The organism is Streptomyces calvus (genome assembly GCF_006782915.1).
Taxonomy (GTDB): Bacteria; Actinomycetota; Actinomycetes; order Streptomycetales; family Streptomycetaceae; genus Streptomyces; species Streptomyces calvus.
The window spans coordinates 54302-68416 of the sequence record NZ_VCNP01000044.1; the positions used below are offsets into that span (position 1 = coordinate 54302).

Annotated in this window: 10 protein-coding genes and 1 other RNA gene; 9 read left to right on the forward strand and 2 right to left on the reverse strand. The window is 73.6% G+C overall.

Annotated features, from left to right (window positions below):
- Positions 1-98: 98 nt before the first annotated feature.
- Entirely contained in the window at positions 99-3722 is a 3624-nt protein-coding gene (locus FGW31_RS21185) for an FHA domain-containing protein (protein WP_142195174.1), read from the reverse strand.
- A 420-nt stretch (positions 3723-4142) separates the two neighbouring features.
- Between FGW31_RS21185 and FGW31_RS21190 the strand changes: the two genes are divergently transcribed.
- From FGW31_RS21190 to FGW31_RS21205, 4 genes are all read left to right on the forward strand, one after another.
- Positions 4143-5813: a serine/threonine-protein kinase gene (locus tag FGW31_RS21190; RefSeq protein ID WP_142195046.1), complete on the forward strand. Its 1671-nt coding sequence runs from the start codon at positions 4143-4145 to the stop codon at positions 5811-5813.
- 109 nt (positions 5814-5922) lie between these two features.
- Positions 5923-7167, forward strand: a complete 1245-nt coding sequence (locus FGW31_RS21195) for a serine/threonine-protein kinase (protein ID WP_142195047.1) — start codon at positions 5923-5925, stop codon at positions 7165-7167.
- A 139-nt stretch (positions 7168-7306) separates the two neighbouring features.
- Positions 7307-8413, forward strand: a complete 1107-nt coding sequence (gene prfB, locus FGW31_RS21200) for a peptide chain release factor 2 (protein ID WP_142195048.1) — start codon at positions 7307-7309, stop codon at positions 8411-8413.
- A 333-nt stretch (positions 8414-8746) separates the two neighbouring features.
- On the forward strand, positions 8747-9403 hold the full coding sequence (locus tag FGW31_RS21205) for a hypothetical protein (protein ID WP_142195049.1): 657 nt from the start codon (positions 8747-8749) through the stop codon (positions 9401-9403).
- 101 nt (positions 9404-9504) lie between these two features.
- On the opposite strand, the gene FGW31_RS21210 is transcribed toward FGW31_RS21205, so the two are convergent.
- Complete coding sequence (locus tag FGW31_RS21210) at positions 9505-9696, reverse strand: hypothetical protein (protein WP_142195050.1); 192 nt, start codon at positions 9694-9696, stop codon at positions 9505-9507.
- Positions 9697-10003: 307 nt separating this feature from the next.
- Between FGW31_RS21210 and ftsE the strand changes: the two genes are divergently transcribed.
- The 5 genes from ftsE (at position 10004) to ssrA (ending at position 14010) form a co-directional block, all read left to right on the forward strand.
- Positions 10004-10693: a cell division ATP-binding protein FtsE gene (gene ftsE / locus FGW31_RS21215; protein ID WP_030224873.1), complete on the forward strand. Its 690-nt coding sequence runs from the start codon at positions 10004-10006 to the stop codon at positions 10691-10693.
- Between the two features lie 29 nt (positions 10694-10722).
- Positions 10723-11640: a permease-like cell division protein FtsX gene (gene ftsX, locus FGW31_RS21220; RefSeq protein ID WP_142195051.1), complete on the forward strand. Its 918-nt coding sequence runs from the start codon at positions 10723-10725 to the stop codon at positions 11638-11640.
- A gap of 68 nt (positions 11641-11708) precedes the next feature.
- Positions 11709-12893, forward strand: a complete 1185-nt coding sequence (locus tag FGW31_RS21225; RefSeq protein WP_182674770.1) for a S41 family peptidase — start codon at positions 11709-11711, stop codon at positions 12891-12893.
- Positions 12894-12938: 45 nt separating this feature from the next.
- Complete coding sequence (gene smpB, locus FGW31_RS21230; RefSeq protein ID WP_142195052.1) at positions 12939-13418, forward strand: SsrA-binding protein SmpB; 480 nt, start codon at positions 12939-12941, stop codon at positions 13416-13418.
- A 188-nt stretch (positions 13419-13606) separates the two neighbouring features.
- Positions 13607-14010, forward strand: a transfer-messenger RNA (tmRNA) gene (gene ssrA / locus FGW31_RS21235).
- Positions 14011-14115: the final 105 nt, after the last annotated feature.

Genomic DNA, 14115 nt, shown 5'->3' on the forward strand with positions numbered 1-14115 from the left:
TGGCAAGAGCGCGTCCCGCGTCAAGTCCGGGATCGTGACCGCGTCGTGACTCCCCGGAGTGGGCAGCGGACGGCCAACAGGGCGGCCGGGTACGCGCGTTACAGCAGGGACGGCACCTCCGCCGCCGAGACCTGGCGGGCCGCCCGCTCCAACGCGCTGGCGAGGAGGGCCAGGTCGGTGGGGCCGTTGCCGAGTTCGCGGACCTGGCGGCGGGCCGGGGGATCGCCCATGCGGTGCCACTCCAGGGGCACGACCGTCGGCCGCAGGGTCGCCGTCCGGGGGATGCGGCCGGTGACCCGGCCGCCCTGGAACGCCGTCACCCGGCCGTCGGGCCCGGCCAGCCGGCCGCGGCCCGGAGCGGGTTCGTCCGGGCCGCCGCCCGGCACGGGCGCGTCGAGCGTGACGCGCAGCGAGGCCTGCCGCGCCGGTTCGGTCGCCGCCGTCCGGGCGCAGGGGCCGGTGGCGGCCACCAGGTGCACGCCCAGCCGCTCGCCGTCGCGCGCCACGGCCTCCAGCGCCCGCATCACCGACCCGGCGGCGGGCCGCCCGGGCGAGCCGAGCGCCGGGGAGACCAGCGCGTCCAGGTCGTCGACGACCACCACCAGCCGGGGCAGCGGCGGCGCCGCCACCGTCTTGCGCCGGTCCGCTCCCGGCCGCAGCCGCAGCGTCGAACTGGGCGGGGTGTCGAGGTCGCCGTTGTGCTCGCCGGCGCCCGCCGCGCGGGACGCGGCGGTGCGCTGGGCGACCATGCGGTCCGACAGTTCCCGGCCGGTGTGCCACTCGGCGAAGTCCGACCGGCCGAGGAGTTCCGCCCGCCGTTTCAGTTCGGCGCTCAGCGACTGGGCGAACTCCCGCATGCGCACCGGGTCGTTGGCGCTGAGGTGCGTGGTGACGTGCGGTACGTCCGTACACGCCCGCAGGCCCTCGCCGCCGCCCGTCGCGGGCGCGCCGCGGCCGTCGACCAGCACGATGCCCAGCCGGTCGGGGCGCTCGGCGGCGGCCAGGGAGGCGACGACGGCCCGCAGCAGTTCGGTACGGCCGCTGCCGGACGGCCCCTCGACGAGCAGGTGCGGTCCGTCGGCGGCGAGGTCGGCGGTGACGGGGCCGCGCGGTCCGGCGCCCAGTATCGCGGTGACGCGTCCGCCGAGGGCGGCCGTGTCGTCGGCCGCGTCCGCCCAGCGGGCCATCAGGGACGCCGGGGTGGCCCGGGCCAGGCCCAGCTCGTCCAGCAGCCGCGCCGACTGCGGCAGCGGAGCCGACACGCGCGGGTGCCGTTCGGCGCCGGGGCCGTCGGTGCGCAGCGGCGCAAGTGCGCGGGCGAACCGCTCGGCCCAGGCGGCGGACACGGCGTCGACGGTGGCGAGGGTGCCGTGCCCGACGGGGCCGGGGCGCGTCCCGGAGCCGGTCGCGGCCACCCGCAGCAGCCGCAGCGCCGTCGCCACGTCACCGCTGAGCAGGGCCACGGCCCCGCACCGGCGGAACCCCGGCGTCACCGCGCAGGCCGCCTCGTACGTCTGCGTCACCGGGGAGGCGGGGGAGGCGGCGGCCGTCTCGGCGAGGCACAGCAGGTGGATGCCGGCCCGGGGGCCGTCCACGGCCAGCCGCGTCACCGCGTCGCGCACCTCGGTGCTCCCGGGATCGCCGTCCACGACGACCACGGTGAACGGCCCGTCGTGCGCCGCCGGCCCCGTGGAGGCGGGCGGGCCGGACGCGGCCGCGTGGTCGTGGTCCGCCAGCCGGCGCAGCAGTTCCTCGGCGCGGGCCGTGGCCTGCTCGGTGTCGTGGGCGAGGAGCAGACGGCAGTCCTGGCCGTGGCCGGGGCGCACATGCGGCAGCCAGCCCAGCCAGGACCACTCGGCGGTGCGCTCCGCCGGCGGACGGGCGGGGTCCGCGGCGATCAGGACGATCTCCAGGGCGTCGGGGGAGTGCAGCGCGGCGAGCTGCGCGAGGACCGAGCGGGCCAGTCCGGTGAGCCGCTCGCGCGGCCCGGCCAGCCCCAGCGCACCGACCTCCCGCAGCCCCGAGGTCACGGGGACGGCGGGCAGCAGACCCGAGCCGTCCGGCGCGGGCCGGTCCGCCGTGCCGAGGCGCACCGCCAGCGCCTCCGGGTGGCCGGGGCCGCGCTCCCACAGCCGGGGGCCGGGGCCCAGCGCGGTCAGCAGCAGTGCGGCCGGGTCCGGCCAGGTCTCCGGCGCGGCGGTCGCGGTCGCGGCGGTGCCGGGCGCGGCGGCCGGGTCCGCCGTGCCGTCGACGGCCGCAGCGGCCTGCGGTTCCTGCCGTCCGCCGGTCAGCCGCCGCGCCCAGGCGGTGAGCCCGCCCCGCTTGCGTCCGGCCGGCATCTGCGGCAGCTCGGTGCCGCGCACCGGGGTGCCCTTGCGGGTGCCGGGCCGGGAGACGGCGGCGTGTTCCGCGTCGTACGGGCCGGCCTGCGCGCCGCCGGCCATGTGACCGGTGGCGGGGCCGGTGGTGGCACCGGTGAGACGGTCAGGGGCGGGAGTGCGGGCGGGGGCGCCGAAGCGGTCCGGCGTGGGCGTGCCGGGGTGATCCCCTGTGGTGTGCGCGGTCCGGTCCTGTGCGGTGTTCGCGGTCCGGTCCGGCGCGGGGGTGGTGCGGTGGTCACCGTCGTCGGGTTCCGCCTGGCGCGGGATCGCTCCGGGGCGGCCCGGGTGCGTCGGGCGGTCGGCGGCCGGTGGCTGCGGGACGTGGTGGCCGCCGGGGAAGCGCGGAACGTCGCCCCGGGTGACCGTGTGCACCACGCGCCCTCCGGCGCCGCCGCCACGCTCGATGCCGGGCGCGCCGGCCTGCCCCGGCACCTGCGGCTCCCGACTCCCGCCGACGCCCCGATCCTCCTGGCGTTCGCTTGTGTGCTGTGTGTCCTGTGCGTCCTGGGCGTTGCGCGGGGCCCCGATGTCCCGCGAGTCCGGTTGCCCGTCCCGCACCGGCGCCGCCCAGGCGGCCGAGCCGAGGGCGTGGTGAGTCGGTGCCATGGGTGCCGTCGGTGCCGCGGGTGCGGGCGCGTGGACGTCCTCGCCGGCACCCGGTGCGGGGCGCGGTCCCGGCACCCGGACGTGTCCCTCGCCGTCCGGCGTCGTGGCCGCCCGCGCCCGGGAGCCCGCGGCCGGGGTCAGTCGCAGGGCCGACTCGCCGATGCGCAGCAGCGCGCCCGGCGGCAGCGGGACCGGGCGGGGGCCGACCCGCCTGCCGTCGAGTGTCGTGCCGTTGGTGGAACCGAGGTCCGCGACCGAGACGCGGCCGTCGGCGCCGACCGTCACCGCGCAGTGCAGCCGCGAGACGTCCGGGTCGTCGAGCGGCACGTCGGCGTCGGCGGACCGGCCTATGCGGATCTCCCCGCCGTGCAGCAGGTGCACGCCGCCCGCGTCGGGACCGGCGACCACGTGCAGCCGGGTCGGGGCGTCGTCCAGTTCGGGATGCGGCTCGGGTTCGCCCGGGGCGCCCACGGCCAGCACCGCGCCGTCGATCAGCGGCGGCTCGCCGAGCGTGCACCGCTGGGCGTCCAGCCGCTGGTCACCGGCGTACAGCACCGGAGTGCCGGAGGAGCCGGAGGTGCCGTCGGCGCCGGAGACCGCGGAGGCCAGCGCGGAGGCGACCGCGGCCAGTGCCGTGCCCGCGGGTGCCGTGACCAGCACGTCGCAGCTCGCGGCCCGCTCCCGGGTGGGGGAGGAGGGGCCGAGGGGGTCTACGACGGTCAGCCGGATCTGCATCGCCGTCAGCGGTCCCTTCTGCGCGGGCGCCCGCGACACGGGGACGAAGCCGCACCGCGGTCCCCCAACCGCGGACTTCCCCCACCGCCACACGCGCACGTACGGCCAGTACTGGGAGGCATCCTCGCACCTGTCGCCGACAACGCGCCCGCCCTCCCGCATCAAATGATCTTGATTGGTCGGCTCTGCCCGTAAAAATGCCTGACCGCTGACGTGCCGGTGATCGTTCCGCGACTACTTGAGATCGGTCACGTCCGGCCGGCGGCAACCAACGGACCGGGGCCGACGTCTTTCCTGCGAACGTCCGATCCCTCCGTCGACCGGCCGGTATCCCGCGCGGCGGCACTACAGTGGGTCGGAACATTTCCGTAGCACGGTGAACCACGGTGTACGCCAAGCAATCAGCAGGGAGTGCGTGACGTGCGGCCAGTCGGCAGCAAGTACCTGCTCGAGGAGCCGCTCGGACGCGGCGCCACGGGCACCGTCTGGCGAGCCCGCCAGCGCGAGACCGCGGGCGCCGAGGCGGCCGTACCGGGACAGCCCGGCGAGACCGTCGCGATCAAGGTCCTCAAGGAGGAGCTCGCCAACGACGCCGACGTCGTGATGCGGTTCCTGCGCGAGCGGTCCGTGCTGCTGCGGCTGACCCACCCCAACATCGTCCGGGTCCGCGACCTGGTGGTCGAGGGCGATCTGCTGGCCCTGGTCATGGACCTCGTCGACGGTCCCGACCTGCACCGCCACCTGCGCGAGAACGGCCCCTTCACCCCGGTGGCCGCCGCGCTGCTGACCGCCCAGATCGCCGACGCGCTCGCCGCCAGCCACGCCGACGGCGTGGTGCACCGCGACCTGAAGCCGGCCAACGTCCTGCTCCAGCAGGAGGGCGGCGAGATGCACCCGATGCTGACCGACTTCGGCATCGCCCGCCTCGCCGACTCCCCGGGCCTGACCCGCACGCACGAGTTCGTCGGCACGCCCGCGTACATCGCGCCCGAGTCCGCCGAGGGCCGCCCGCAGACCTCCGCCGTCGACATCTACGGCGCCGGCATCCTGCTGTACGAGCTGGTCACCGGCCGTCCGCCGTTCTCCGGCGGCTCCGCGCTGGAGGTGCTGCACCAGCACCTGAGCGCCGAACCGCGCCGCCCCTCCACGGTCCCCGACCCGCTGTGGACGGTCATCGAGCGCTGCCTGCGCAAGAACCCCGACGAGCGGCCCAGCGCCGAGAACCTCGCGCGCGGCCTGCGCGTGGTCGCCGAGGGCATCGGCGTGCACGCGAACTCGGCGCAGATCGCCGCCGCCGAGAACGTCGGCGTGCTCCTCGTCCCCGACCCGGCCCCCGCCCCGGTGCCCGGAACCCCGGCCGCGACCGGTGACGCCGACCCGACGCAGGTCCTGCCGCAGGGCGGCGCCGGCGCCTACGACCCCAACGGCGCCACCAGCGTCCTGCCGCAGACCGGCGGCCCGTCCGGCGCCGCCGACCCCACCGCCGTCCTGCCGCCCGTCCCGCCCGGGCAGCCGGGGCAGCCGGGCGGGCCCGGCCCCGACGACCCGCACCCCTGGCAGAACCAGCTGCGCGCGGCCCGCGACCGCAACGAGCAGACGCAGGTCCAGTACCTCGACCCGAGCCAGGACCCGCTGCGCCGCCGCCCCCAGCGGCAGGTCGCCCGCCCTCAGCAGCAGCAGCCGCCGCAGCGGCGCCCCCAGCCCGGCCCGGGCCCCGGATACGCCCAGCCGCAGCAGCACCAGCCGCAGCAGTACGCCCCGCCTCCGCCCCCGCCGCAGCGGCCCCAGCAGCCGCAGCCCCAGCGGTACGCGCCGCCGCCCGAGCCGCAGGCCCCGGCCCGCGCGCCCCGGCAGCGCAGCGCCAACCCGATGCGCATCCCGGGCCTCGGCTGCCTCAAGGGCTGCCTGTTCACGATCGTCATCCTGTTCGTCGCGGGATGGCTGATCTGGGAGCTGAGCCCGCTGCAGGACTGGATCGGCACCGGCAAGGGCTACTGGGACCAGCTCACCGACTGGTTCGGGACGGTGACCGGCTGGATCGAGGATCTGGGCGGCCCGTCGGAGCCCTCCGCACCCTCCGGGACGAACTGAGCCTGTTTGCGGATTTGTCGACATCTGAGGGCGGATTTCCGGATCCGCGGTGAAGGCCGGCCTCTCGGACGCGTAGCTTTGGCGACAACACGCGTCGGTAGGAGCAGTCTTGGCACGGAGAATCGGCAGCCGGTACACCGCCCATCAGATCCTCGGGCGGGGCAGCGCCGGCACGGTGTGGCTGGGCGAGGGCCCCGACGGGCCCGTCGCCATCAAGCTGCTGCGTGAGGATCTCTCCTCGGACCAGGAGCTCGTCGGCCGCTTCGTGCAGGAGCGGACGGCGCTGCTCGGTCTCGAACACCCGCACGTCGTCTCCGTGCGCGACCTGGTGGTCGACGGCAACGACCTCGCGCTGGTCATGGACCTCGTCCGGGGCACGGACCTGCGCACCCGCCTCGACCGGGACCGCAGGCTCGCGCCGGAGGCCGCGGTCGCGATCGTCGCCGACGTCGCGGACGGGCTGGCGGCGGCCCACGCGGCGGGCGTCGTGCACCGGGACGTGAAGCCGGAGAACGTCCTCCTCGACATGCAGGGCCCGCTCGGCCCCGGCGGCTCGCACCGCGCCCTGCTCACCGACTTCGGTGTGGCCAAACTCATCGACACCCCGCGCCGCACCCGGGCCACCAAGATCATCGGAACGCCGGACTACCTGGCCCCGGAGATCGTGGAGGGCCTGCCGCCGCGCGCGTCGGTCGACATCTACGCACTGGCCACCGTCCTGTACGAGCTGCTCGCCGGCTTCACCCCGTTCGGCGGCGGCCACCCCGGCGCGGTCCTGCGCCGCCACGTCACCGAGACGGTCGTCCCGCTGCCGGGCATCCCGGACGAGCTGTGGCAGCTGCTGGTGCAGTGCCTGGCGAAGGCCCCGGCGTCCCGGCTGCGCGCCTCCGAGCTGGGCGCGCGCCTGCGGGAGCTGCTGCCGCTGCTGGCGGGCATGCCCCCGCTGGACGTCGACGAGCCGGACACCGAGCCCGCCGAGGAGCCGGGCGAGGACCCCGAGCCCGCCGCCGCGCCCGCGGCCGCCGGGACACCGGCGCGGCGCCGCGGCGCGGTCCCGCTGGTGCCGGGCGCCAGGCCCGCCGACTCCAACCGCGACACCCATACGTCGATGAGGGTGCCCGCGCCCGACGAGCTCGCCGGTGGCGCCCGCGGCACGGCCCGCGCGCCCCGCGCGGCCGGTGCCCCCCGCCCCGGCTCGGCCCGCAACCGCGCGATCACCCGCCGGCGCCGGCTGGCCCTCGCCGTGGCGACGGTGGTCCTGGCGGCGGCGGGCGTGGGCACCTGGCTCGCCACCGCCGACGACGACCCCGCGCCGCCGCAGGACTCGAAGAACTCGGCCCCGGCCGCCCCCTGACCGCCCCGGCCCCCGGGACCACCGCGGGCGCGGGCGGTCCCGGACCGCCTCCCGCCGGGCGGCCCGGGCGGGCGCGGTCGCCGCGTCCGTGGCGCACGTCCGGCGTGGGTCGGTCGGTGGAGCCGTTACGCTGGAGGGCGTGGCAGTCGTCGATGTATCCGAAGAGCTCAAGTCCCTCTCCTCGACCATGGAGTCGATCGAGGCCGTTCTGGACCTCGACAAGCTGAGGGCAGACATCGCCGTGCTCGAGGAGCAGGCGGCCGCGCCGTCCCTGTGGGACAACCCGGACGAGGCGCAGAAGATCACCAGCAAGCTCTCCCACCTCCAGGCCGAGGTGCGGAAGGCCGAGGCGCTGCGCGGCCGGATCGACGATCTCGCCGTGCTCTTCGAGATGGCCGAGGAGGAGGACGACCCGGACACCCGCGCGGAGGCCGAGTCCGAACTCGTCGAGGTCAAGAAAGCGCTGGACGAGATGGAGGTCCGGACGCTGCTCAGCGGCGAGTACGACGCCCGTGAGGCGCTCGTCAACATCCGCGCCGAGGCCGGTGGCGTCGACGCCGCCGACTTCGCCGAGAAGCTGCAGCGGATGTACCTGCGCTGGGCGGAGCAGAAGGGCTACAAGACGGAGCTCATCGAGACGTCGTACGCCGAAGAGGCCGGCATCAAGTCGACCACCTTCGCCGTCCAGGCGCCCTACGCCTACGGCACCCTCTCCGTCGAGCAGGGCACGCACCGCCTGGTGCGCATCTCGCCGTTCGACAACCAGGGCCGCCGCCAGACCTCCTTCGCGGGCGTCGAGGTGCTTCCCGTCGTCGAGCAGTCCGACCACGTCGAGATCGACGAGTCGGAGCTGCGCATCGACGTCTACCGTTCCTCCGGCCCCGGCGGCCAGGGCGTCAACACGACCGACTCCGCGGTGCGCATCACGCACCTGCCCACCGGCATCGTGGTCTCCTGCCAGAACGAGCGCTCGCAGATCCAGAACCGGGCCACCGCGATGAACGTCCTCCAGGCCAAGCTGCTGGAGCGGCGCCGCCAGGAGGAGCAGGCCAAGATGGACGCCCTCAAGGGCGACGGCGGCAACTCCTGGGGCAACCAGATGCGTTCCTACGTGCTGCACCCGTACCAGATGGTCAAGGACCTGCGCACGGAGCACGAGGTCGGCAACCCCGAGTCCGTGTTCAACGGCGAGATCGACGGCTTCCTGGAGGCCGGAATTCGCTGGCGCAAGCAGCAGGAGAAGTAACTCCCGCTCCGTCGGCGCCCAGTTGGTCCGACAGCGCTTTGTCGACAAGGCAACTGCCGCCCCCGAGGCGGCGGTTGCCTTTTGTCGTGCCGGTGATGTCTGGGTTCTACATCACACTCACAGCTCCAATTGCCCGCAAAGCGCGCGTGGGTGGACATCGCGGTCGCAACGGCCTTGACGTTCATTTGAAAAATGGGAAGGGTGAAGCGTGGCATGCGTATCTCTGGGGCGCATGTGAACCGGGGGAGCGTCTGATGCACAGCCACCTCCTCCGTTGATCACGGCCCCCGAGCGCCGCCTCATTGACGATGAGCTACTGGGGGTAGCAACCAGATGACCAAGAAGACGCGGATCCGTGTCGCTCGGATCGCGGCGGGCGCCGTGATCGCGGCCGGTGCCTCGCTGACGGCGGCCGGCGCGGCCTCCGCACTCGACATCGGCGTCAGCGCCGAGGCGAGCGAAGACGGCCTCGGCCTGGGTGTCGGCTTGGGCCTCGGTGACGAGGACCCGGGTTGCGACGTCGGCACCGGCCCCGAGTGCCCCGAGGAGCCTCCGACCGAGGAGCCTCCCACTGAGGAGCCTCCGACCGAGGAGCCTCCCACCGAGGAGCCTCCGACCGAGGAGCCCCCGACCGAGGAGCCTCCCACCGAGGAGCCCCCGACCGAGGAGCCGACCGAGCCGGAGGAGCCCTCCGAGGAGCCCTCCGAGACCGCCCCGGGCAACGGCAACGGCAACGGCGGCGGCAACGGTGGCGGCAACGCCGCCGACCCCGACGGTGGCGCCTCGACGCAGGAGCAGGGCTCCTCGTCGCTCACCGACACCGGCGAGGAAGCCCCCGCCACCTCGGCCCAGGGCAACGGCAAGGAGCTCGCCGAGACCGGTGCCGCCGAGACCACCTTCCTGGTGATCGGCGCCGCCACGATGATCGCCGGCGGTATCGGCTTCCGGGTGCTGCCGCGCCTGATGACCGGCCGCGGCGCCGCCGCCTGACGGTGGCGGCGCGCGTACGCACCGTACGCGTGACGTGAACGAAGGGCCCGGAGCGCACCGCGCTCCGGGCCCTTCGCCGTCGTCCTGGTGTCTGTCCGCCGTCAGGCGGTCTGGTGGGCGAGCAGCGCCACCGCCGCCACCAGCACCGCAAGCAGCGCGATCAGCGTCATGGGGTTCAGCCCCGCGAAGAAGTTCTCCTGCTGCAGCCGCTCGCGGTTCGCACGGCACACCGGGCACCGGCCCTCGCTCACGGGCGCGGCGCAGTTCGCGCACACCAGCCGGTCGTACGTCATGCGCTCGCCCTCCTCACACCGGTTCCCGTACGGACAACGCCCACGACCACGTGAACGTTCCCCTCCACTGTGCCAGGTTCCGCGGCCATCGGCGCGGCCCCCCTTATCCTGCCCCGTCCCGCCCCCGTATCCTGCCCGGTCCCGCCCCCGTCCCGCCCCGGCCGCCGGCCGGACCGGCCCACCGGAAGGCGCCGTACATCCGTCACATAGGGCGCAAGTACCGCGCAACCCCCGACGGTGACTGCGGTCGTCCTCCGGCTTCGCGTATGGTCACGCTCATCTACCCCCGGCTACCCGTGGTGCACCCGTGATCCGATTCGACAACGTGTCCAAGGCCTACCCCAAGCAGAACCGTCCCGCACTCAGGGATGTCTCCCTGGAAGTGGAAAAGGGCGAGTTCGTGTTCCTCGTGGGGTCCTCCGGCTCCGGCAAGTCCACCTTCCTGCGGCTGATCCTCCGCGAGGAGCGGGCCAGCCACGGGCAGGTGCACGTGCTGGGCAAGGATCTCGCCCGCGTCTCCAACTGGAAGGTGCCGCAGATCCGGCGCCAGCTGGGGACGGTCTTCCAGGACTTCCGCCTGCTGCCGAACAAGACGGTCGCCGAGAACGTCGCCTTCGCGCAGGAGGTCATCGGCAAGTCGCGCGGCGAGATCCGCAAGTCCGTGCCGCAGGTGCTCGACCTCGTCGGGCTCGGCGGCAAGGAGGACCGCATGCCCGGTGAGCTCTCCGGCGGTGAGCAGCAGCGCGTCGCCATCGCGCGGGCCTTCGTCAACCGGCCCAAGCTGCTCATCTGCGACGAGCCCACCGGCAACCTCGACCCGCAGACCTCCGTCGGCATCATGAAGCTGCTCGACCGCATCAACCGGACGGGCACCACCGTGGTGATGGCGACGCACGACCAGAACATCGTGGACCAGATGCGCAAGCGCGTCATCGAGCTGGAGAAGGGCCGTCTCGTCCGCGACCAGGCACGCGGCGTCTACGGCTACCAGCACTGACGCTCCACGGAAAGGCTTGATCAGACGCCATGCGCGCCCAGTTCGTCCTGTCGGAGATCGGCGTCGGTCTCCGCCGCAACCTGACGATGACCTTCGCCGTCATCGTCTCCGTCGCCCTGTCGCTCGCCCTGTTCGGCGGGTCGCTCCTGATGAGCGACCAGGTCAGCAGCATGAAGGGCTACTGGTACGACAAGGTCAACGTCTCCATCTTCCTGTGCAACAAGAGTGACGCCGAGTCCGACCCCAACTGCGCCAAGGGCGCGGTGACCGACGACCAGAAGGGCCAGATCAAGGCCGACCTGGAGAAGATGTCGGTCGTCGACACGGTGACGTACGAGTCGCAGGACGAGGCGTACAAGCACTACAAGGAGCAGTTCGGCGACTCGCCGCTGGCCAGCTCCCTCACGCCGGACCAGATGCAGGAGTCGTACCGCATCAAGCTGAAGGACCCGGAGAAGTACCAGGTCATCGCGACCGCCTTCGACGGGCGGGACGGCGTGCAGTCGGTGCAGGACCAGAAGGGCATCCTGGACAACCTCTTCGAACTGCTGAACGGCATGAACTGGGCGGCCCGCGCGGTGATGGCGCTGATGCTGGTGGTGGCCCTGATGCTGATCGTGAACACCGTGCGCGTCTCCGCGTTCAGCCGCCGGCGCGAGACCGGCATCATGCGGCTGGTCGGCGCCTCCGGCTTCTACATCCAGGCGCCGTTCATCATGGAGGCCGCCGTCGCCGGACTCATCGGCGGCACGCTCGCGTGCGGATTCCTGTTGGTCGGGCGGTACTTCATCATCGACCACGGACTGGCCCTGTCCGAGAAGCTGAACCTGATCAACTTCATCGGCTGGGACGCGGTGCTGACGAAGCTGCCGCTGATCCTCGCGACGAGCCTGCTGATGCCCGCGCTGGCCGCTTTCTTCGCGCTGCGCAAGTATCTGAAGGTGTGACTCTTGCCAAGGAGGGGCGTACGGCCAACCGGCCGTACGCCCCTTCGCGTTGTCCTAGACTCACCGGCATGTCAGGTCGTGACCCGTTCTGTCAGCCCCGCCGGATCCGTCACGGGGCCGCCCTGACCTTGGTGTTCGCGAGCGTGCTCGTCGCCGGTGCCGCCACCGGCAGCCTCCCCGGGGCGGACGGCGAGGCCACGGCGGACGGGACCCGCGCCGCTCCCGTCGGCCGCCACGCCGACGTGGCCCGCGCCGCCGAGGAGGCCGCCGCCGACGGCAAGTCGCCCCTGGAGGCCGCCCGACGCGCCGTCAGCCGCAGCGGGGACCGCTGGGCGGCCGTCTACTCGCCGGGCGAGTACCAGGAGTTGGAGGACGCCCTGGACGGCCGCTACACGGGCGTGGGCCTGTGGGCCCGGGAGCGGGACGGCCGTATCGAGGTGACGAAGGTGGGCCGCGGCACGCCCGCCGCCGACGCCGGGATCCGCCCGGGGGACCGGCTGCGCAGCGTCGACGGCGAGCGGGTCGACGGACGGCCCGTGACCGAGGTCGTCTCCCTGCTGCGCGGCGACTCCACCGGCGAGCCGGCCGGCACCACCGTCCGCCTCGGCCTGGAACGCGGCACGCGCGCGTGGAGCGAGACGCTGCGCCGCGCCCGGCTGTCGCGGGACACCGTCACCGTCCGCGCACTCGCCCCCCGCGTCTCGGTGATCAAGGTCGGCGCCTTCACCAAGGGCTCCGGCGAGCAGGTCCGCACCGCCGTGCGGCGGACCCCGGCCGGCTCCGGCATCGTCCTCGACCTGCGCGGCAACCCGGGCGGGCTGGTCGCCGAGGCGGTCACCGCGGCCTCCGCCTTCCTCGACGGCGGCCTGGTCGCCACCTACGACGTCGACGGCGAGCAGCGCGCCCTGCACGCCGAGCCCGGCGGCGACACCACCAGACCCCTGGTCGCGCTCGTCGACGGCGGCACGATGAGCGCGGCCGAACTGCTCACCGGCGCCCTCCAGGACCGCGGACGGGCGGTCGTCGTGGGCTCCCGCACCTTCGGCAAGGGATCGGTCCAGATGCCGACCACGCTGCCCGACGGCTCCGTCGCCGAACTCACCGTCGGCCACTACCGCACCCCGTCCGGCCGAGGCGTCGACGGTCACGGCCTCACCCCCGACCTGGAGGCCGGCGAAGAGGCGCTCCGGCGGGCCGAGACGGTCCTGAGCGGACTCGGCGGCCAGAGCCCCACGGCCGCGCCCGGGCGATAATCGGCTTCCCGCCGACCCCCTCCGTAGTGCGAAAATGGCGGCACTATGGCTAAGGAAAAAGGACGCAAGCTGATCGCGCAGAACAAGAAGGCGCGGCACGACTACCTCATCATCGACACCTACGAGGCCGGCCTGGTCCTCACCGGCACCGAGGTGAAGTCCCTGCGCCAGGGCCGGGCGTCGCTGGTGGACGGCTTCGTCCAGCTGGACGGCCACGAGGCGTGGCTGCACAACGTGCACGTCCCGGAGTACAGCCAGGGCACCTGGACCAACCACAGCGCCCGGCGCAAGCGCAAGCTGCTGCTGCACCGGTCGGAGATCGACAAGCTGGAGTCCAAGTCCCAGGAGACCGGACACACCATCGTGCCGCTCGCCCTCTACTTCAAGGACGGCCGCGCGAAGGTCGAGATCGCGCTGGCCAAGGGCAAGAAGGAGTACGACAAGCGGCAGACGCTGCGGGAGAAGCAGGACCGCCGCGAGACCGAGCGGGCGATCTCCGCGGTGCGCAGGAAGCAGCGGGCGTAGGTTGTGCGGGGCCGCGGGAACACGGCGGCACCGGCCGGGAACACTCCGGCACCGGCCCGCGTTGAACCGGGTGCCACGGCGGGATGACCGCCGGGAATACGGTGGCATCGTCGGGCGTTGGTCACGTACGATGGCACAGCACCTCGTAGCGGGTGCAGGCCCCCTCCGGGGGGTTGAAAAATCAACATGGGGATGATCGGTTTCGACAGCGGCTGTCGAAGCAGGGGAAGCGTGTCGAGGAAGCGGCCATGATCTCGTAAACCACAGGCCGAAAAAAATAATCGCCAATTCCAAGCGATCCATCTCCCAGGGCGAGCTCGCCCTCGCTGCCTGATCTTCAGGTAGCGAGCAGCGGCTCCCCTACTTAAGGGAGTGTCAGCCCGGGGGTGTTCCCGACCCGGATCCTGGCATCATCTAGGGAACTAAACCTTGATCCCGGTCACGGGGTGAAGAGGGAAAACACACAGTGACTGAGCCCGTCGGAGACTTGTCGGCGTGATCTCCGGGGCCGAGAAAAGCACAGCCGACTGCACACGGAGAAGCCCTGGTTCCGCACCGTTGGACGCGGGTTCGATTCCCGCCATCTCCACGAAGGCGACAGGCGACGTGTGCCCGCGGACAACGCGGGCCGCGTCGCCTTCGTCGTCACTGCGCGGCTGCGCCGCGCGTGCGGAGGCTCCGCCACCCGCACCCCCGA